Source organism: Natronoarchaeum rubrum (assembly GCF_024494695.1).
The window spans coordinates 20019-40881 of record NZ_JANHDP010000009.1 but is presented as its reverse complement, the minus strand read 5'-3'; the positions used below and the strand labels follow the sequence as shown (position 1 = coordinate 40881).

Sequence of the window (20863 nt, the reverse complement as noted above, 5' to 3'; positions counted from 1 at the left end):
ATAGACATGTATTAAGCCGTTTGCCAATACCAAAAGGAAACAAGCGAGTGATACAATGAACGATGAGTGGGACGAGATCGGGTTCGTCATTAGTTCGAGGTACAGGGTGGAGGTGCTGCGGCGGCTCTCGGAGGGACCGGCGACGCCGACGCAGATCGCGACCGACTCCGGCGCCGGCATCGCGCACATCTCGCGGGCGCTGAGCAGCCTGCGAGAGCGTGAGCTCGTCGAGCTTCTGGTGTCGGAGGACCGCAAGAAGGGACGGGTGTACGGCATTACGGAGCCCGGCGAGGAGATCTGGCAGCAGATTCAGGCCGAAAACATGGTCGAGTGACTTCGCGGGCAAACCGGCACGCGAACGACACGGCGTGGTGTCCGAATGGATCCCCCCGTCGGGGGCACAGATTCGACGACTGAGGGCGGTGTCGACGTTCGTCGGGCGACCGCGCGCCGTTCGTCGCGCGATCGTCCCAACTGGACGGACGACCACTATGCGGTCGGGTCGAGTATTTTAACGCTGCGCAGCGATGCCACAGCGCACGTATCGAGCGTTGGTGCCACGGCGCACGCATCGAACGTCGATGCCCAGCATAGCGTGCCGCGCGTTGGCGCCGCGCGAGCGGTCGGCGCCGCGATGAGCGTATCGACGATAGTGATCTCACAGTTCGCGCGCAGCCGCCAGAGCGCCGTGGCTGGCTACAAAGCTGTTCAACGTCCACCGGTCTACTGGAAGAAGGAATCGGTCTAGGCACGGCGAGGAGGCCTGCGCGGCAGCGAGGACGACGCGATCGCGTCGCGAACGCGCGGGGTCGCGGTCGACCGGACCTACCGACTGTCCGTCACTCCTCGTCGTCTTCGTCTGACTCCGGAGCGAGCATCTCCGGGCTCCGCTTGTACTTCGGCGTTTCCGCGAACTCTTCGATCCGCTCGCGATCGCTGTCGGACAGCCATCCTGTCATGAGATCGTAGCTTCAACTTAGCAGTATAAATTAGTATCGGGACCTGTAGTTTTCCTTTGATTACTTCGGTGAAACGACCGCCAAATATCGCCGTGGCTGTGCTTACGTCCGAATCAGCGCCCGTCCGATGCGTAGGGTTGGCTGACTCTCCGTCGTCAGGAACGACGTGACGCCGGCCTCACACCGCTTCAGGGCGAGCGTCGGACGACGATCCGCCCGTCGCCGTGGATGGTCACCGAACAGCCAGCCAGCTCGAATTCGAGCGTTCGCGGGCCCGCTGTCCCGCTGTCGCCGCCGAACAGACGGTCGAGTGCGTCGGGGTCCAGCACGTCGTACAGGCGTTCGTTGAGCGACATCGGATCCGTCCCGAGCGTGGTCGCGACGGCTTGGACCACGCTGGTGCTCAGTCGCCGCTCGCCCGTGAACTCGTGGCGCGTTCGGTGAGTGCTGGCCGGGACATCGGACATGGCCGATTGGGTCGTTGCGGTCGGTACAGTCGTCTTCTCGTCGTCGGTCGTCAAACGCAAGCTTGTGTTGCTATTCATAGGGAAGATCGATGGTCAACGTCGGACGTATGTCCTCGCGGCGGGCATAATAATCGTGTCGCTCTTCGCTCGTCAGGCGCCGCGAGAGCGTCTTACGACTGCAAAATTGGTGGTGGTACGTGTAGGCTACCGGAGTATAGCAACGGCGTACCGACGCTCGCGCCGCTATGCGTCCGGTCTCGGCGGGCTCCGTCGAGTCGCTCGGCGTCGTTCAGGCTCGCTCGAGCGCTCGGTAGCGTCAGCGTACCACCGTCACTCGCCCCTCCTGAAGACTGACGACGAGGATAAACAGTTTTGAGCCGACCGCCCGTAGCAACGGTCGTGAGCGAACACGACGACACCGACGAGGGCTGTAACTGCAAGGTCGGACGGATCGTCGATCGGTACGATCTCGACGAGTTGAACGACGACCTCGTAGCGGAATGGACCGGCGCCGACGGCGAACGGCGCAGCCTCCGGAAGCTCGCCAGCGAGGTCGACCGCAGAACCCTGCGAGCGGCGATGGATCAGGCGGGTATGGAGTACAGGGACGGGGAGGTCGAGAACGTCTATCGGATCCTCACCGACGACGACGTCAGCAGCGGGAGCCGGACCGAAACTCGCCGCGAACTCGAACACGCTTCGGTGCCGATCGAGCAGGTCGAGCGCGACTTCGTCTCCCACCAGACCGTCCACACGCACCTCACCGACTGCCTCGAAGCCTCGATGGAAGAACCGGACGACGCCGAGCGGGTCGAGAACGCGCGCGACACGCTCCGAGCCCTGCAGAACCGCACCGTCGCGGTGACCGACGACACGATCGGCCGGCTCGACGGTGCCGACGCGCTGTCGGTCGGCGAGTACAGCGTCCTGGTCGACGTGACGGTCGTCTGTGAAGACTGCGGCGGCCACTACACGGTCGGCGAACTGCTCGACGCGGAGGGGTGCGACTGCGCCGGAGCGTGAGTGTCGCGCCCGTGGATCTGCAGTCGCCGCGCCGGGATTTACACGCGTATGATTGTAACCCATGACGGTCGAAACCGGGGGAGAGTACTAAAGCATAAATACAATCACGATGAACGAATTCGTAATGAGCTCTGATTCACAACAGCGGATATCGACTCCCCCGCAGAGCGTCGTCCTCCGTGCCCGAAATATCGGTGGCATCGACGAGACCGAGGTGACGTTGCACCGGGGAATTACGGCACTCACTGGCCGCAACGCGACCAACCGGACGTCGCTGCTGCAGGCGATTATGGCTGCGCTGGGCAGCGACGACGCGTCGCTGAAAGCCGACGCCGACGACGGGACGGCGGTACTGGAAGTCGGCGACGAGACGTACGAGCGGACGCTACACCGTCGTAACGGGACGGTCGTGACGGAGGGAGAGCCCTTCCTCGAGGACAGCGAGATCGCCGACCTGTTCGCGTTCCTGCTCGAGGACAACGAGGCTCGGCGCGCGGTGGCCCGAGGTGACGACCTCCGGGATATCATCATGCGGCCGGTCGACACTGACGCCATCCGGCAGGAGATTTCCCGCACCGAGCAGGAAAAGCGGGACATCGATCAGCAACTCTCGAAGTTGGAGGATCTGTCCGCGAAGCTCCCCGACCTCGAGCAGAAGCGAACGCGGCTGACCGGCGAGATCGAGGAACTGCGCGAGGAGCTTGCCGAGGCCGAAGAGAGCGTCGAGGATGCCGAGGCGGGCGTCGAGGAGACACGCGAGGAGAAAGACGAGCTCGACGCGAAGCTCGACGAACTCCAGACGACCCGCTCGGAACTCGAACGGGTTCGTCGCCGGATCGACACCGAGCGCGAGAGCATCGACGCTCTCGAAGACGAACGAGAGGAGTTGGCCGATGAGCTCGACGACGCTCCCGAGCGCCCCGACGCGGAGATAGACCGACTCGAAGCCGAGATCGATCAGCTCCAGAACGAGAAAGAAGAGCTCACCGCCGAGATCAGCCAGCTCCAGAGTACGATCCAGTTCAACGAGGAGATGCTCGAATCGGCCGGCGGCCCGATCGACGCGAGCGGAGACTCCGACGGCGGGGGCAACGTGACCGACCAGCTGCTGCCCGACAACGACGGCGAGACGGTCGAGTGCTGGACCTGCGGCTCGTCGGTCGCACGCGACCAGATCGAGACGACGGTCGAGCAGCTCCGGGAGACTCGGCAAGAGCGTCTCGACGAGCGCAGCGAGCTTTCGACCGCGCTCCGCGAGACGCGCTCCGAGTTGAGCGACCTGCGCGACCGTCGCGACGAGCACGAGCGTACTCGGAAGAAACTCGACGACGTCGAGGAGGAGATCGAGGAGCGCGACGAGCGCGTCGAGCGGTACGAGGAGCAGCGCTCGGAGCTCACAGACGAAATCGCGGCGCTCGAAGCGGACGTCGAGCGACTCGAAGACGACGTGCAGGACGAACTGCTCGACCAGCACAAGGAGGTCAACGAGTTGGAATTCGAGATCGAACGCCTCGAAGAGCAGCGCGAGGACGTCGAGGAGGAGATCGCATCGATCGAGGAGCGCCTCGACGAGCGCGAGGAGTTGGAGGAGCGCCGCGAGACGGTCGCCGACGAACTGACCGACCTCCGGACCCGGATCGACCGCATCGAGGCCGACGCGGTCGACGCGTTCAACGAGCACATGGAGCAGGTGCTCGACGTGCTGGGCTACGACAATCTCGACCGGATCTGGATCGAGCGCACCGAGCGGGAGGTCCGTCAGGGCCGCCGCAAGGTCGAGAAGTCGTCGTTCGACCTGAAGATCGTCCGCAGCACCGACAGCGGCGCCGCCTACGAGGACGACGTGAGCCACCTCAGCGAGAGCGAGCGCGAGGTGACCGGACTGGTGTTCGCTCTGGCGGGCTACCTCGTCCACGACATCCACGAGACGGTGCCGTTCATGCTGCTGGACTCGCTGGAGGCGATCGACTCCGCGCGGATCGCCGATCTGATCGAGTACTTCCGCGATCACGTGCCGTATCTCACCGTCGCGCTGCTCGAGGAGGACGCCGCCGCGCTGGAGGCGCCCCACGAGCGCGTGACCGAAATATAGGGTTCGCGCCGAGCGAACCGGCAGGTCCGACCGGCGCTTCCCCAACCGAAAGCGCGAGTTCCGAGAGTCGATTTCGACGCTCAGCCGTCGAGTTCCTGCAGGTACTTCGGTGGCACTCGATCGGTCGTGTACGTCTCTCGGCCGCGCTTGACGACTCGCAGACCGTCGGCCTGCATCGTCGCGGCGTCGATCGCGAGCACCGCGGGATCGGCGGCGTGGCGACTGCCGACCGATCGGGCCTCCGCGACCGACCCGGACAGGTGGACTTTCTGGCGGCCCATCGGTTGCAATCCATCCTCGCGTATCGACGCCATGTTCTCGGGCGCGGTACCGTGGTACAGTTCGTCGGGCACCGGCGTCGCCTCGGCGTCCAGGTCGACGTCGACGGAGTGGCCGTAGGCGGCGCGGACGCGGTCGCCGTCCCGCTCGAACCGGCCCTTCGGGTCGGTAGCGATCACCGCTGCGACGTGCTCGGAACGCGCCCAGTCGTACTTCGCGACGGCGGCGTCGACGAGCTCGTCGTACGGTGTCCATCCCTGATCGTCGAGTTCGAAACCGGCGTCGTCGGGGAAGTGCCGGAGCGCGCCGCTGAGAAACTTCGAGAGCCTGACTCGGCGGTCGCTCCCGAGTACGACCGGACTGTCGGCTAAACAGACGGGGCAGGAGTCGCCGGCGACGTAGCCGTGGGCGTCGCACTCTCGGATCTCGGTCATCGGTCGAACGTAGTTCATCGAGCCACTCAAGCGCTACGTGTCGCGTTGTCCGACGGTCGAGGCACGAAGTAAACTGCAACTAACACTCAAGTCCGCGCTAGTATGTGGGTGCTAATTGATGAAAAACACCGGGCGATGCGCTCTCGACTGTGTTCGTTCTTTCGCAGGTGTCCGCACTGTTGGTCAGTGGCGGCGGATATCACCGCGGTTGCAGCCTGGACAGTTCGTCTATAGCGTCCCGCGAACGGTTTTGGCGAGATACGTCAGTACCGGCTTTCCCGTCGGCGTCGTGTAGAGATCGCCGAGTTCGTCGGGCCTCGCCGTTTCTCTGGAGTCGCTCCGGAGATTTCGCACGCCGTTCGCGAGCATCGACTCGGACGCTTCGAAGAGACGCGACTTCACGCCGCCCCACCGGTCCGCGTCGCTGATGTCGACCCGCTCGAACGCGACGATCTCGCCGCCGTCGAGCGTCTCGTTCAACCGCTGGAGCGTGACTCCCGCGGTGTCTCGCCCGTGAACGTACTCCCAGAACCCCATCGGCATTCCCCGGTACTCCCGGAGGTCGCCGTGGTGGTAGCTCAGAACCCCGTACTCCGTCGCCGTCAGCACGCGACCGACCAGGACGCCGAAGCCGAACCGGACGACGAGGTCGGTCGATGCCGCGATCTCGTCGACGATCTCGTCGGGAAGCCGCTGTTTCCAGCCGTCGACCGAAATCGGTTCGCAGCGACGCCGAGTGGCCGTCCGAAGCGCGTCGATATCGTCGACTGGAACCCGCTCTTGTGACGGGAGCGGTCCCCGGAGTCGCCGCAATACCGCGAGCAGCGCCCCGATCACGCCCCACTCGCGGAGTTCGATCCCTCGGCGAATCGCGTCGAGCGGCGAACGCTGTGACGTCTCCGCGTCGACAACTGTGAGGGAAACCTCGACGTGCTCGTCGGCGAGCAGCCTGCGCAACGCATTCGCTTGCCAAGCTGGTATCGTCTCGCCGCCGAGCAGGACACACACGCGAAGCACCTCAGACACGCCTGTCTGCCTCCTGTTTCTGCTCCGCGTCCGGTTTCACGTCCTCTGCTGGGTTCTCTTCTTCCGTTCGTTTCTGATCCACCCCCACTTTCGTCGACGACGGCTGCCCGGCTCTGGCGTCTTCGTTCAGATTGGACATCGTCATGATAACAACGTCGTCGTTCTCTCTGAGTGATGCGAGCACCGCGAGGAACGACTCGATCTGCGGGAACTGGTACTCGTTGCTAAGGTCGTACAGGTGACACCAGACGTGGAGCGACGAGTCGTCTTCGATCGCCGTCTCGACCGCCGTTCTGAGATACCGGTCGTGGAGGCGACGCCGAAGTCGGACCGGAAGCCATCGAAACGCGACGTGCGTATTCCGTTGCCCGGACGGTAGCGATGCGGCGGTCAACGTCGGGTGTGACGTGCAGTACGTTTCGACGATACCGTCTTCGATTTTGGGGGTGCGAACGGGCGGCGGACCGAACAACAGTTCGCGAAATCGCCCGATTCCAGTGGCGTGGCTCTCGTTGGTCGGCACGCGAACGATCTCGATGCCCTGATCGCGTAGTGCGTCCGGCGACGGACCGTAGTGTCGCGGCGGAACGAGAGATTCGGTCTGCTCGCCGACGTCTCTCTCGTGAAGGTATTGGGAATATTTGAGATCTTCCCGCTGGAGTTCCTCGTTCTCCTCGTCGCACAGCACGTGCGAGAACGTGTGCGTGCACAGCTCGTGGTCGGTTCGTCGGGCGACGATCTCGTCGATCACGTCGGGCGCGTAAAACAGCGGATCGGTCTCGCTGTCGGTTCCGGGATCAGCTTCGAACCAGCCGTCCGCGTACGGCCCCGGGTGTGATCCCGAGCACTCTTCGAGAAAGAGGTGCCCGACGACGTCGAAGGTGATCGGGATCCGGTGCGTATCGCAGGCGCCCAGCAGCTTTCGCAGATAGCGGCGTTCTTCCTGACCTCCCTCGCTCAGGTGATCGTACTCCCCCAGATCGTGAACACCCCACCCGAGTTCGATCTCGACGCTGATCGTAACCGTTGCGGTCATACTGATAGGCTCTTGCAGATCGATCTTAGTTACTACATCTATACTATAGATATACTTTCTATACTATCTCTCGTGGTAGTTTGAGGACGCCAGATCCAGATCTATCCGGCCGGCAGACTATCTGGATGAAATACAAGACTGGCCTGGGTCCGAAAGTCGGTCTTCGACTACTCCTGCCGTCGCCGGGCGGCCACCGCCGCGACGAGCAGGGCGCCGAGAGCGGCAGCGATGCCGAACCCAGGCAACCGGTCGTCGTTCCCGTCAGCGTCGGTACCCGTCCCTCCGGCCGTTTCGTCGTTCGCCTCGGTAACCGTCACCTCGGCCGTTTCGTCGCCGATTTCGATGGTGTGCGTCCCGGTCGCGTTCGGCGTCACAGTCGTCGTGATTTCGGTTTCCGCGCCGGGGGCGAGCGTGACCTCCCTCTCGTCGACGACGGCTTTGTCGATCGAGATCGGCACGGTGAACGTGTCCTCGACGTTCCCGTCGTTCTCGACGGTTGCGCTGACCTCGAAGCTCTCGTTGGGACTGGCGTCCGTCGGCGCGTTCACCGCCGACACGTCGAACGAGGAACACGATCCGGCGCGGAGCTCAATCGGCTGGAAATCGAGCGACGTGCGCTCGATGCCGTCGTCGCTACCCGAGAGCGCCTGCCAGTCGGTGATCTCACCGGGGTACTCGCGAAAGTCGGCGTCGTCGTTGAACGCCGGATCGACCGTGAGTTCGAGATCGTCGTCACCGAGTCCGCCGCGGAACGCGCCGCCGTCGGTGCTGTTCTCGCTGAACACCCACGTGATCCGACTCGACGTCTCGCCGTGCTCGAACTCGTCGTCCGGGCCGCCGTTGATGCTGTCGCTGTAGCTGTCGTCTTCGACGACCCACTCGCCGTCCTCCGGCAACCCGTCGAACTGCATCGTGACGGCGCTACCGTTCGTGTCGCCGTAGACGCGGTCGTGAACGAGCACGAGACTGGTCCCCTCCGTTCCCTCGTACAGGAACAGGATGCTCGTGTCGTCCCGTTGGAGATCTAGCGTCCCGAGCGAGCTGTAGGTGTAGCTCTCGGGTGTGGTGTTGGGCGTTCGGTAATCGTAGAACTCCTCGACTGACTGCGTTCCGTCGCCCAGCGGTTCGATCGTCGTACAGTCGCCGTCTTGGAGGATCGAATAGTTCCCGGGTGCGGCGTCATCTTGCTGCTGGACGGCCGGTTGAACGGCGCTTCCCGCGACCGGCACGGCGACGATAGCGAGTATCGCGGTCAGCGCGACGAGCGTCGCAGCAGGTATGGGGAGGTTTCGTATCGTCATCAGGACGTGAGACGAGTAGTTGCAGTTCCCCTTCGTAATGCATCATATACCGACCGGCAACCATTCCGAGAGAAGACGAACTATACGGTACGTTAGTTGTCAGAATTCGCAGTCGGACGACGCATCGCGCTGCTCCGCCCGTGTGACTGCTCGTCGGCGTCGACGACCGACTGATACACGGAACGAAGTTGTTCGGCCATCCGGTCGCTGCTGATCGCTCTGGCGTGCTCTCGACCGTTCGATTGTTCGCCGCCGCGAAGAATTTCGACCAGTGCGTCGGTCAGCCCCTGGTCAGTACGACGGACGGCGGAGGGTTCGACGCCGTCGAGTCGTTCGGCGACGTCGCCGACGTCGGTCGAGACGACCGGAAGGTTGCAGGCCATCGCTTCCTTGACAACGTTCGGTGACCCCTCGCGGCGCGAGGTCAGCAGGAGACAGTCCGCGGCGTTCATGTAGTTCGACATTTGGGAGTGATCGACGTCGCCGAGCGTCTGGAGTTCGACCGGCTCGGAGAGTCGGTCGGCAGCGGCGTCGACGACCTGTTCGGCTCGCGAATGGTCTTTTACATCGCGATCCGGCCCGTAGGGGAACAGCACGTTGCGGGTGTCGGGGTCCCACCCGACGCGGTCGACGGCGGTCGACCTGTCTGTGGGTTCGAACTTGTCGAGCTCCACGCCGTGGGGGACGACGTGGTACTCGCAGTCCAGTTGTTCGCCCATCGCCTCCGACATCACGACCGTGGCGTCGCAGTAGGGCGCACACCGCTTGCTCAGCCAGCCGAACTGCCCCTCCAGATCCGACCCCCACAGCGAGAGCACGACCGGGAGGTTCGGCTGTGCCAGCGCCATCGGCGCGGTGAGCCCGTAGTTGACGTGGATGAGATCGTACTCCCCGAACGATCGCCGCAGCACTTTGGGATGCAGACGCAGGTAATCGAAGACCGACCGGGAGGAGTCGCGATCGAACTCGCCCGGGACCGAGAGGTTCGTGCAGGTGACGCCGTGCTCCTCCAGCGCTCGCACCTGGAGCTTGAAACACGGAGAGGCCTCTTTCGTCGTCAGATTCAGCACGTGCATCGATACATTCGAATCCCGGTTCCGATCGTCGACCCTTTGTTATGTCGCCCCTGAGCGCGCGGAGCCCTCTTGAACGGCGGGGTCCCGCGTGTCGTCTCGACGAAATACGTTCAGCTACAATGCATAAGAAGGCGGAACAGCGAGACACGCAGTTGAAGTAGCAGGGGTATCTCTGACGTCGCTGTTGCAGTCCGGAGCGAGCGGGTCGCCGATCAGGAGAGCAGCCGCATCGCCTGTCGGACGTTCAGCAACCCGCTCAGGGAGACGCCGGCGGACCACACGAGCACGCCGAAGAGAACGACGCCGATCAACCGGACGGGGCCGGAGACGAACGGCAACAGCAAGTAGACTCCGGCACCCATCAGCAGCGACACCGCACCGACGCCGATCGTCGTTCTGACGGCCTGCTCGAACTGGAGCGGGAGCTCCCGGCTGATGATGTAGATGTTCACGAGTGTGTACACCGAGTACGTCACCACCGTCGCCCCGGCGGCGCCGACGACGCCCAAGGCGGGGATCAACAGGAGGTTCAGCACGAAGTTCGAAATCGCGGTCGCCGACTTGACGATCGCCCGATCGCGTGCGCGACCCAGAAAGTCCAGACCGTCACTCGTGATCCTGTTGATCGCACTCACGAGGACGTAGAGGCTCAGCACCTGCAGCACCGGAACGGCCCCGAGATACTCGGCCCCGAACACGTGCCGAACCATCGGGTCCGCGACCAGTACCAGTCCGACGACCGCGGGGACGTACAGGAGTAGCACGTGTTCGAGCGACTGCTCGTAGAGGCGAGCGGCCTGCCGGTCCTGATCGGTCGCTTGCTGCTCGCCGTACATCGGGGAGATAGTGAAACCCAGTGCCCGCGCCGGGACGATACAGACGCTGGAGACCTGCTTTCCGATGGTGTAGAACGCGACCGCCGCCGGGTTCATCAGAACGCCGATGAGGATCGTATCGACCCGCTTGTCGAGCACGCCCGCACCTCTCGTCGCAGTCAGCGGAACGCTGTACTCCACGATCCGCCGGACGAGGCCGTCTTCTCGCTGCTCGGCGCGGTCGAACGTTCGATAGACGTTGTAGTACAGGAGCCCGATCCCGACGGCGACGGCGACGAACAGTCCGACGACGTACCCCGCCAGCGCGCCGACGACGCCGAAGCCGAGCAGGACGAATCCGACGGCGAAGACCACGCGACCGACCGCCGAGAGCGTGTTGACCAGGGCGCTGTAATCGACTCGGTTGAACCCCTGAAACACCTTGGCGAGATACGTTCGCAGCGCCTGGAACAACACGAACCCGAACCCGAGAGCGAGCAGTGAAGCGAGACCGGGCTCGTCGAGCAACTCGGCGATCCACGGACTGCCGAGCGAGACGAGCGTTCCGGTCACAACCGAGAGCGCGAGCAGGATGCCGAGCGACGACGTGACGACGTGGGGAACCTGCGCGGGCTCTTTCTCGGCGTACTCGGTTATGTAGCGTGCAACCGACGACGGGAGTCCGAGCGTTCCGAAGATCGTGACGACGCCGAGTACCGAGAGCGCGAGGAACAGCAGGCCGTACTCGTCCGGCGTGAGCAGCGACCGGGCGAGGACGACGATCAGCAGACCGTTGGCGACGACGTTGACGATGTTCGCGCCGAGCGTCGCTTTCAGACCCCGCGAGATTCGATCGACGATCGGCATCGATCAGTTCCCCCGCAGTCCAGTCGACAGTGACCCGGGCCGGTGCGTGTCACTAGTTGCGCAGTCGATCCGTGTCTCTCGGCGGGGACAGCTCGCTGAGAAACGACTCACCGCGAACCGTCGTCCTGACGTCCGGGATCGTAAACGCTGGCGCCGCCCGGAGACGAACGTGCCGAGGCGGAGTGATGAGCAACCGTCTAACGGTGTGCTGATAGTTACCATCCTGTGACTGGTCCTTCCGGGCGTTTCCGGGGGACCGGTCTTTGTTATGGAGCGTTTGGTCGTCAGTTCGACGCTTTCGTCGGCCCGTGGAACGACCGTTTCGGGTTGTTTCGTTTACTTACGCATCGCTACGCTTTCAACTGTTTAGATAACAGATCGCTCTGTTTCAGTAATCTTGCTTTATTTTATTAACCAAAAGGTAACTTTCGTTACAGAGATAAAAATGTTTATAAGAGGTAGTATCCACCTACCATCCGGAATGGCTGACGAATCTAAAAGTTCGCAACGGAAGGCATCGGTTAATCGGCGCTCGTATCTCAAAGCGACCGCCGGCGCGGCTGGGATCGCCGCCTTCGGGCTGAACGCGGCTGCGGCCGCCGACTACGAGGAGATCGTCGTCGGCGAGGGCGAGACGTACAGCGTCTATCTCGGCGACGGGGAGACGCTCGAAAACGTCCTGATCGACGTCTCCGCGTCGGGGGCAGGCTACAGCATCAACGCGGACGGCGACGGGTGGGCAATCCGCAACGTCGGCGTCAGGGGGACGTTCGACAGCCACTCGAACGACTCGCAGATCACGCTCAACACGCCCTCCTCGGACAGTTCCGGCGTCGTCGAGAACGTCTATCTCCCGGGTGCATCCAGCCCCGGCCACAGCTACGACGGCGCGAAAGGGATCTACGTCTTCCGCGATCACGCCGGCGAGATCCTGATCCGCAACGTGAACATCAAGCGGATGCAGGACAACGGTATCTACGCGTCCTCGCCGGGCCACGACGCGTCGGACGCGAACGGCGGGATCGTCCGCGTCGAGAACTCGTACTTCGAGGCGAACGCGACGGCGAACATCCGTCTCGGAACGACAGGATCGTACGCCCAAAACTGCGTGCTGAAGGACTGTCTCGACCGCGGCTTCTGGGCGTACTACGAGAACCCCGAGATTCGCAACTGCGACATCTTCGGATCCAACGTTGCTGACATTCTCCTCGGCGGGAACACTTACGAGAAGCAGAACTATGCTGAAGTGACAGCCGAAAACTCCCGCTGGGAGACGGTCGAACACGGCGGGAGCTCGAACGCGCTGCACGGCTCGTCGGACGGGACGCCCCAAGACCGGATGCCCGAAGGCTGTCCCACCTCGCCCGAGGCGGCCGCCGCCGGAAATGCTAGCTCCGACGGTACCTCCAACTCCGACAGCACTGACGGCACCGACGACGAATCTGCGCTACCGCAAGGCGACTTCCCGCTGACGGTGTCGACGGACGGCGACCTCGCCGAATACGTCGTCGAACTCGACGCCGAGGACGTGACGGCCGGCGAGGGAGCGGACACGCACGACCACGACTACCAGGATCGCGCGTTCGAGCGCAACGGCAACTGGTACGTCCATGGGTACACGGCCGGCGGCTCGGAGACCTTCCAGGTCGCGGGCGGAGAAATCCTTCGTCTCGGCGCTGCGCAGGGTTCGCCGCTGTTCACAGCTGATGGGCAACGTCTCGATACGGAGGCGGTCGACTCGATCTCGTCCATCCCGGACGAGGAGGGCGACGCCGACTCCGGTAGCGATTCCGATACCGAACACACGAACAGGGTCGTCGTCGACGGGACGCAAACGGACGACGTGAGCACGTACAAGTTCACCGTTTCCGGAACGGTCGAATCGGACCCGGAGGGGACGACGCTCATCGACGGCGGATCGGACTGGGACACGATCGAAGACAACGTCTCGGAGGATTCCGTCGTCGGCATCGTCAGCGAAGGTGAAGACGCGTACGTCTACTCCGGCAAGGTCACGAGCATGGTGATCCGGGGCAACGCGACCGTGACGATCCAGAACGAGTAGTCTGCGAACTTACTGTGGTTTTTTCAGGATGAGGTTGTACGCCCGGTCGTACTCCGCGAGCGACTGCAGATCCTCGACGTCCATGCGTCCGACGAACGGGTCCGCCGTGATCGACTCCGTGAGCGCCGCGACGATCTCGAAGCCGTGCTCGTCGAATCGATCCAGTAGTTCCGCTCGAGTCTCGTAATCGAGCGCGTTCGCGTGCACTTCTATGGAGATGACCGTGGGACCGTCGGCGCGAAGCACCGTCTCCATTCCTCGTAGCACTTCAGTTTCGTATCCCTCAATGTCCATCCTGACGGCGACGACGGTGTCCGGGGCGCGGCCGTGCTCGGCGAGGTACTCGTCGATCGACCACATGTCGACCGCGACCGTCTCGCCAGTATCGTGGTTGTCCTCGATCGACGTCTCGGACCGGACCTGGTTGAGGTTGCTGTGGCTCGACAGCTGAAGTTCGGCCGTCCCGCGCTCCGGACCGACCGCAGCCCGTTCGACGCTGGCGGCGTCCAGTCGATCGTTCAGCGTCAGGTTCGTCTCCAGGAGATCGGCGTTTTTGTTGTCCGGTTCGAACGCCACGAGCTCCGCCCCCTCGCCGAGGGAGTTCATCTCTATCAGAGCGAAGTAACCGATGTTCGCGCCGATTTCTATAGCGAGACCGGAGTCGTTCTCGTCGCCCAGACGCCGCAACTCCCGCTCGAAAATCTCCGTGCCAACCTGTTCGCGCCCGCCGTACAGAAACAAATCCCGGGATATCCCGTTGTCGGACAGGTCCAGTCGCATCCTGTTGCCTCGGATCTCGCGTTCGATCGCGTTGCCGTACCGCCAGACGAGGTACCGCAGGTAGAGGTCGTAGATCCGCCATCCCGTCGCTGCGGCGACGAGATATCCGACGACGGCACCGAAACGTTCCCGACGCAGTAACAGCCGAAATTCGCACAGCCCATGCTTCGCCCACCACGCCTTCTCTTTCGGGTCGGATAGAAACGCGAATCCCTTGCGCAGTAGTTCCATTGTACGTGTCAGTTGTGTCCGGGTTCGACTGGATAGTTAGTGATGCGCTAAAACGGCGAGTCCGGACGGCCGAGAAGCTCGTGGAGTCTCCCGGTCGATCTCTGGACACGGCACAGTCGAAATTCGCTGTTCGACCGTACGCGCGCCACGCCCGGCCGTTCGCCGATCGAGTCCAGTTGCGCTCGCGTGTAGCCCAATCCGTTGTATGCGTTCAGCCTGGCGGGTCCGTCATCGATCTGGGCGCCGGTCACCGCTCCGAACCCGCGAACCCTGCCGAACTCCACTCACTCCACGTCGGCAGACGGTTCGGCCCGACCCGGATTCCGACGAGCTCGACATCCGCCTCCTGGCGGTCGAACGCGGTCTCATTTTGAGTACGCGAACTCGCGTTCTAATTCTGATGGCAGAATCACATCCAGTTCGTTCTCGGACTCCAGTTCGTACAGGTGCGAGATCGTAGACTCGAATTCGGTTAGATCTTCGTCATTGAGATCGTGATAAAAGAGCGTAGAGATACCCCGGTATTCCGCGGTTCGCTCGAGGATTGCTCGGGCCTGATCGAAGCTCGGGTCACCGACTCTGGGGCAGAGAGTTCGGTCCGATATATGCCCATTTGCTGGCCAGCCCGCGGCGAATCCCAGCGAGTGATATTTGTCGACGAGTTCGAGTGTTTGTTGGTTGAAAGAACTGAACGGATACGCAAAGTAGTCCGCACCACGTTCAAAACCGCGCTCTAGTAACCAATCTTTAGCGTCTCGAATCTGCGCTTCCTGCTCCTGCTTATTTTGTTTGGCGAGGCGACTGTGTTCGTACGCGTGGCTACTGACACACCAGCCAGCAGCATCCAGTTTGTGGATTTGTTCGAGCGAGAGGCTTCGTTCCGTTCCGACGTACTCCGGATTAACGAATGTTGTCGCAGGATACTCGTACCGTTCTAAAATCGGGAACGCCTTCGTGTAATCCGTTTCATAGCCATCGTCAAACTGGATTAGCACTTTTCCAGTATCCGGACGCGGAACGAGAAAGAGTTCGTCTACGATAATTTTTCCTGAATCATCATCTCCCACCCAAAGTGAAATTTGAACCTGGTCAATCCGAGTCAGATCTACATCTGCAGTAACATCTTCTATTCCGAAGGAGGGCCGATGGAAAGGAATCCCACCGACCACGGCAGACCTGAAATCAACTCGGCCGCCACTGCTATCGAAAAATTGTATTCTTGGGTAGATCGTCTTCGGAGCCCGACACAACAAGCCAGGAACAACATCTGAGCAATCAACTGGTTCAGAGAAGTTTACTGTTATTCGAGCTCTCGGCTCTGTCTCGGAGGCGGTTATTTGGCAACTCTGTGACCCATTCTCGGTGCGATTAGATATCGTCGAGATCTCCCCTCCACCTACAGTCCACCGGGACAAATCCTCAAAATCATCAAGTACTCCTGCGGACATTTTCTTTACACGATCGGATCCGTGTTCGTCCGGCGCAACTCTTGCATCGTCATCGACGTTCCCGAAACAACCACCGATTCCCATCGTCGCGACCGTTGCTGTGAGATACGAACGTCGCCTCATGACACACAACTAGCTACTATACGTTAGTATTAGTATTCAGTCTCTACCAGATTGCTAGTAATCATATGTAGAATTAAGCTGCCCTGAATGAGAACGGATTCTGAACGGATACGCCAACAAAAGATAGTCAGACTGAAAATATCAAGAAGTAACTTATGAGAGACAAATTGGCAACCCTGAAACCCATTCTCGGCCCCATATTATATGAAATCTTATATATTGACGAGTAGAGAAACTCTACGATAGCATACAGCGCGATGATTTCAGATCAGTACGTTTAGCTGAATTGAGGCGCTAAGCCCCCTTCCTCAGCGAGCGCCGACCGAAGGGAAGGCGCGAGCAGGGAGGGGATACAGCGCCGCACAGTTCTCATACACGTTTGCCGCTCGGCCCACAGGCCAACGTCTCGCCAAAACTATTATGCGTTTTCCGTGCATACCGTGCATTACGGTGAAACGGAAGACAATCACGATTCGGGAGGATCAAGACGAGTGGATTGAAGACCAACACCTCAACCTCTCGTCGTTCGTCCGCGAACAATTGGACGAACTGATTGAGGAACGCGAGTAACGAATGTACTACGCCTACAAATACCGCCTCAAACCGTCCGACGCCCACCGAGAGGAGTTGGACCGTCACCGCGATATTTGTAGGCAACTCTACAACCACACGCTCTACCGCCTCAACGAGTACCAAGACGAACACGGTGAACTACCGTCCATGACCACGCTCCGGTCGGAACTCCCCGACCTCAAGAAGTGGTGGGACAGACTCTCCGACGTGTACTCGAAGGTTCTCCAAACCATCGTGGAACGGCTGTTCGACAACCTCAACGGACTCTCTGCGCTCAAGAAGAACGGCTACGGCGTCGGTCAACTCAAGTGGAAGCCGCCACGGGAGTTCCGCAGTTTCACGTACAGTCAGTCTGGCTTCAAGCTCGACAAGAAGGGCGGCCAGGCTGTGCTGTCACTCTCGAAACTCGCGGACATACCGATTCGTCTCCACCGCGCCATCCCCGACGACGCCACGCTCAAACAGGTCACGCTCAAGAAGGAACCAACGGGCGAGTGGTTCGCCACCTTCGGCGTCGAAATGGACTGTGAACCACCTGAGCGATCTGAGAACCCCGAGAAATGCGTTGGTATCGACGTGGGGATGCTCACGTACGCTCACGACACCGACGGCACAGCAGTCGGATCACTCGACCTCTCGGACGAACGCGAACGCTTGGAACGCGAGCAACGGAAGCTCTCGCGCAAAGAACACGGCTCTGCCAACTACGAGAAACAGCGCCGTCGAGTTGCCGAGTGCCACGCCGATCTGAAGCGAAAGCGTCGAGACTTCTTGCATAAACTCTCGAACTACTACGCTCGAGGGTACGATCTTGTCGCGGTCGAAGACCTTGACGCGAAAGGCTTGGTCGAACTCAACGGGAACTCACGGAACCGTGCCGGCGCAGCGTGGGGAACGTTCCTCCGAATGCTCGAGTACAAGTGCGAACGCGAAGGCACGCACTTCGTCGCCGTCGACCCAGTCGGAACGACCAAAGAGTGCGCGGCCTGCGGTGTCTCGACCGACAAGCCGTTGTGGGTCCGTGAACACTCCTGTCCCTCGTGCGGGTTCACGGCGGACAGGGATTGGAATGCAGCGTGGAACATTCTTTCTCGCGGTATCAAGCAGTTAGGAGCGGGACGCTCCGAATCAACGCCTGTGAAGACTGCGCTCCCTACGGGAACCACTTCGGTTCCTGCAAAGCGCGTCGTGGAAGCAGGAAGCCCCACCCTCAAGGAGCCAACGGCGTTAGCCGTGAGCGAGTAGGGTGGGGTAGTTCACAACAGAGAAACTCCCCTCTGGCGCAAGCAAGCAGAGAGATCAATATCATTCGGCTACACTGTCAACGTAGAACAGTTCGAACTCGCCGTTCGACTGCACGCGCGCCACGCCTGGCCGTTCGCCGATCGAGTCCAGTTGCTCCCGCGTGTAGCGTAATTCATCGTACGCTTTCACCTCGCGTTCCCAGTCGAGTTGCGTCATCGTGAGATATCGGTCGTCCGCGGACTGCCCGGCGAGTCCGCTGTCGATCTCCGATCCGTTCACCGCCCCGAACCCGCGAGCGCGTCCCAGTTCGGCTCGCTCCACGTCGGCGTAGCGGTTCGGACCGGCGCGGATCCCGACGAACCCGACGTCCGCTTCCTGATGATCGAACGCGGTTTCGTGGCCCGACATGGTCATATCGGTGACGTGCGGGGAGGGGAGGTAGATGAACGTCGACGGGAACACGGTGAGCAGCGACAGCACCAGGACGATTCCGAACCCGGCGATCGCCACGCTGTGGACGGTGCCGCTCGACACACGCTGCGAGAGGGCAGACGTGCCGTAGGCGATCGCAACCGCACCGAGGATCGTCACGAATAACATCATCAGCCCGAACACGCGAAAGTACATTCCGGAGACGGAGCCGAAGAAGTACAGGGCGAAGATGCCCGACAACCCGGCCAGTCCGACGACGAAGTACGGGATCATCCCGTGCGTCGCCTCTGTCAGCGTTCGATCGCCGTCCCGCAGAGTTTGCAAGACGAGCAAGCCGACCAGCGTCATGAACACGAGGCTCGCGCCGAACAGCTTCAGGAAGATGCCCACGAAACTCCCGCCGATAGCGGTGAGCGACGCTCCCTGAGTGGCGACATCCTTGGCAGCCCCGCCGCCGCCGAGGAAGAACTCCAGCGCGTTCGTGACGGCGTACCCGATCACGCCCGAGAAGAAGCCGTGATTCGAGATCCAGGCGAGAAACGCGGCCACCAGCACTACGGTCTGACCGTAGAGCGGTCGGTGGGACGCGATCGGATGGTCGGTCCGCCAGCGCCGGTAGAGAAACTGGAGCCCGCAGATGCTCGCGAAGAACGGAAGCAGGTGTGCGACGAGCTGGGGGTGATAGACGACGAGGGCGGCCGACGTTAGCACGAGCGACGCGCCCACGGCCGACGGCGACAGCAACGACGCCGAACTGCGGAGGTACTTCAACACGAGATACACCGCGACCGACGAGAACAGGATCGCCTGCGACATGGCGTGGGGCTGCAAGTGCGTGCTGAGGGAGGTGATCGGAAGGAACAGGAACGCCGAAAAGGCGGCGACGGTCGTACTGTACCGACTCTCGAACACGAGCGGCGTCGAGAGCGTCACGCAGGCGAAAAAGAGCACCGACAGGACGACGACTACCAGCAACATCGCGTGGGCGAGATCGATCCCGAACGCGGTGTCCAGCAGGATCGTAACGGTATGCATCCCCGGATAGCGCAGGTCGGTCGGGAGGAAGTTCCCGACCTGAATCCCCCGCGCCCATCCCAGGTGCGTGAGACCGTCGCCGCCGCTGTAGAACCAGTAGCCGCGCAAGATCGGGAGGCCGGCGAACGCCGTCGTGGCGATCCCGCCGAGACCCAGCGCTGTCCGGCGAATCCAGTCGCTCGTCGCCCGGAGCGCGACGAGCAGCGAGACGAACATCGCGGAGCCGTACAGCACCCAGAACGTCAGCGGCGTGTCCGCGTACAGGGAGAGCTCGTAGCCGGTCGCCGGATTCGAGTGCGCGACGGCGACGGCGCCGATGAGCGCGAGAAATCCGAGCACCAACAAAGCTCTGTCAGCGAGCGGCGCCGAGCGTGAGCGTTGCATTCTCTACCGAATCGTTCGGCAACTCGCACCTTGTTATAGTGGATATTCTCGAAGGTAACTGCTAGTTACGCGGCAAGCGCCGATCCGCGGAACGACCGCGACGCTACGGCGCCGCTGCGGAATCGTCCGAGACGTCGATCCAGATGTAGACGTGGCGATACGCGGTGTCCGGTCCGACGGTTTCCGGCGCGTCACCCCTGTAGAGGTAGTAACTGAGCAGGAGATTCTCGCCGGTCGTCTCGGGCGCGACGGCGTGTTCGTCGTAGCGCCGCTGGCCGGGATCGAGCGTCATCGTCGCGCGCCGCAGTTCGGTGGCTTCGAGAACGGTCACCGGCCCACCGCTGGCATTTGTGTCGACCCGCTCGACCCGCGTGACGACCGTGTACTCGGTCTCGACCTGTTCGCTGTTCTCGACGGCGACGGTCAGGTCACGCTCCTCGCCCGCGGTGAAGTTCTCGGGGTAGCCACCGGCGACGTACTCCCCGCTCTCGTTCTCGGTGACGAGCGACAACCCCGAGTAGCGTTCGCCGTCCTGGGGCGCCGCGAAGGCGTACCCGACGACCGCGACCGAGAGGACGACGCTGAGCACGAGCGCAACGTTCACGACCGTATTCGCCGCGCCGTCGCCGGAGATAAAGTTCCACAGACGACCGGCCCACGCCCGAAACGGGACGTCGAAGCGCGACTCGGGAGCGACGGCGCCGCGACGGGCGGCGCTGGTCGCGGCACCCAAGAGAACCAGCAGCGAGAGGCCGGGAACGACCACGTCGTCGGCGAACGGCCACGGGGAAAATGCGATCGCGATCCCGAACAGCGGCAGCACGGCCAAACTCAGACCGAACGACAGCGCCGCGCGCTCGGGACCGTCGAGTTCCGTGTGCTGTGCGGGAACGACGTTCCACCCGCTGGACTGGTGGTGATCTTCAGGGAGAGAGGCCCGCGGAAACAGGGAAGCGACGAGGACGTAGCCGGGCAGAAACAAGAGCAACGGGGCGCTCAGTGCGACGCGGAGCGGCGGCGACTCGACGCCGACGACCACGACTGCGAGGTTGACCAGAACCAAGAACGCGAGCGTCGCGTACACGTCGGACGGGATCCGCGTCGCCAGTCGTGACGCGAGGCCCGGCGTGGAAGTCGATACGTCGGGATTAGTCATCGTCGCCCCCGCGGTC

The 20863-nt window shown here is 62.2% G+C and carries 17 protein-coding genes; 6 read left to right on the top strand and 11 right to left on the bottom strand.

The features are described 5' to 3' along the window. Positions 1-55: 55 nt before the first annotated feature. Together NO931_RS19620 and NO931_RS19615 are read left to right on the top strand one after the other, a co-directional pair. A complete protein-coding gene (locus NO931_RS19620) occupies positions 56-334 on the top strand; it encodes a winged helix-turn-helix domain-containing protein (protein ID WP_097009718.1) in 279 nt (92 codons plus the stop codon). 45 nt (positions 335-379) lie between these two features. After that, complete coding sequence (locus tag NO931_RS19615) at positions 380-748, top strand: hypothetical protein (protein WP_256394063.1); 369 nt, start codon at positions 380-382, stop codon at positions 746-748. A gap of 399 nt (positions 749-1147) precedes the next feature. Here NO931_RS19615 and NO931_RS19610 read toward each other — a convergent pair whose 3' ends face one another. Then, positions 1148-1426 (bottom strand): HalOD1 output domain-containing protein, encoded by a 279-nt coding sequence (locus NO931_RS19610; RefSeq protein ID WP_256394062.1) that lies wholly within the window; start codon positions 1424-1426, stop codon positions 1148-1150. Between the two features lie 399 nt (positions 1427-1825). On the opposite strand from NO931_RS19610, the gene rdfA reads away from it, so the two are divergent. Together rdfA and NO931_RS19600 are read left to right on the top strand one after the other, a co-directional pair. Then, complete coding sequence (rdfA, locus tag NO931_RS19605) at positions 1826-2449, top strand: rod-determining factor RdfA (protein ID WP_256394061.1); 624 nt, start codon at positions 1826-1828, stop codon at positions 2447-2449. Between the two features lie 124 nt (positions 2450-2573). Beyond that, positions 2574-4541 (top strand): archaea-specific SMC-related protein, encoded by a 1968-nt coding sequence (locus NO931_RS19600; RefSeq protein WP_256394060.1) that lies wholly within the window; start codon positions 2574-2576, stop codon positions 4539-4541. Between the two features lie 80 nt (positions 4542-4621). Here the strand turns inward: NO931_RS19600 and NO931_RS19595 are convergent, their stop codons facing one another. The 6 genes from NO931_RS19595 to NO931_RS19570 all read right to left on the bottom strand — a co-directional run bounded on the left by NO931_RS19595 (position 4622) and on the right by NO931_RS19570 (position 11375). Beyond that, positions 4622-5254: an RNA 2'-phosphotransferase gene (locus NO931_RS19595; RefSeq protein WP_256394059.1), complete on the bottom strand. Its 633-nt coding sequence runs from the start codon at positions 5252-5254 to the stop codon at positions 4622-4624. A gap of 228 nt (positions 5255-5482) precedes the next feature. Further along, positions 5483-6280 (bottom strand): formyltransferase family protein, encoded by a 798-nt coding sequence (locus NO931_RS19590; protein ID WP_256394058.1) that lies wholly within the window; start codon positions 6278-6280, stop codon positions 5483-5485. After that, the gene (locus NO931_RS19585; RefSeq protein WP_256394057.1) at positions 6273-7316 is read right to left on the bottom strand and encodes a polysaccharide deacetylase family protein; all 1044 of its coding nucleotides are present in this window, start codon (positions 7314-7316) and stop codon (positions 6273-6275) included. Before NO931_RS19585 ends, NO931_RS19590 begins: the two co-directional genes overlap by 8 nt. 167 nt (positions 7317-7483) lie before the next feature. Continuing rightward, positions 7484-8617, bottom strand: coding sequence for a CARDB domain-containing protein (locus NO931_RS19580; RefSeq protein WP_256394056.1), 1134 nt, complete (start codon positions 8615-8617; stop codon positions 7484-7486). 92 nt (positions 8618-8709) lie between these two features. Further along, complete coding sequence (locus tag NO931_RS19575) at positions 8710-9693, bottom strand: glycosyltransferase family 4 protein (protein WP_256394055.1); 984 nt, start codon at positions 9691-9693, stop codon at positions 8710-8712. Positions 9694-9905: 212 nt separating this feature from the next. Next, positions 9906-11375: a flippase gene (locus NO931_RS19570; RefSeq protein WP_256394054.1), complete on the bottom strand. Its 1470-nt coding sequence runs from the start codon at positions 11373-11375 to the stop codon at positions 9906-9908. A gap of 481 nt (positions 11376-11856) precedes the next feature. Here NO931_RS19570 and NO931_RS19565 point away from each other — a divergent pair, with 481 nt between their 5' ends. Beyond that, a complete protein-coding gene (locus NO931_RS19565) occupies positions 11857-13440 on the top strand; it encodes a right-handed parallel beta-helix repeat-containing protein (protein WP_256394053.1) in 1584 nt (527 codons plus the stop codon). A 9-nt stretch (positions 13441-13449) separates the two neighbouring features. Here NO931_RS19565 and NO931_RS19560 read toward each other — a convergent pair whose 3' ends face one another. Together NO931_RS19560 and NO931_RS20785 are read right to left on the bottom strand one after the other, a co-directional pair. Beyond that, positions 13450-14451, bottom strand: a complete 1002-nt coding sequence (locus NO931_RS19560; protein WP_256394052.1) for an FkbM family methyltransferase — start codon at positions 14449-14451, stop codon at positions 13450-13452. A gap of 365 nt (positions 14452-14816) precedes the next feature. After that, a complete protein-coding gene (locus NO931_RS20785; RefSeq protein ID WP_256394051.1) occupies positions 14817-15518 on the bottom strand; it encodes a polysaccharide deacetylase family protein in 702 nt (233 codons plus the stop codon). A gap of 1077 nt (positions 15519-16595) precedes the next feature. Between NO931_RS20785 and NO931_RS19550 the strand changes: the two genes are divergently transcribed. Next, the gene (locus NO931_RS19550; RefSeq protein ID WP_256394050.1) at positions 16596-17840 is read left to right on the top strand and encodes an RNA-guided endonuclease InsQ/TnpB family protein; all 1245 of its coding nucleotides are present in this window, start codon (positions 16596-16598) and stop codon (positions 17838-17840) included. A gap of 60 nt (positions 17841-17900) precedes the next feature. On the opposite strand, the gene NO931_RS19545 is transcribed toward NO931_RS19550, so the two are convergent. Both NO931_RS19545 and NO931_RS19540 read right to left on the bottom strand, forming a co-directional pair. Then, positions 17901-19691 (bottom strand): hypothetical protein, encoded by a 1791-nt coding sequence (locus tag NO931_RS19545; RefSeq protein ID WP_256394049.1) that lies wholly within the window; start codon positions 19689-19691, stop codon positions 17901-17903. A 103-nt stretch (positions 19692-19794) separates the two neighbouring features. After that, positions 19795-20847 (bottom strand): DUF1616 domain-containing protein, encoded by a 1053-nt coding sequence (locus tag NO931_RS19540; protein WP_256394048.1) that lies wholly within the window; start codon positions 20845-20847, stop codon positions 19795-19797. Positions 20848-20863 lie beyond the last annotated feature (16 nt).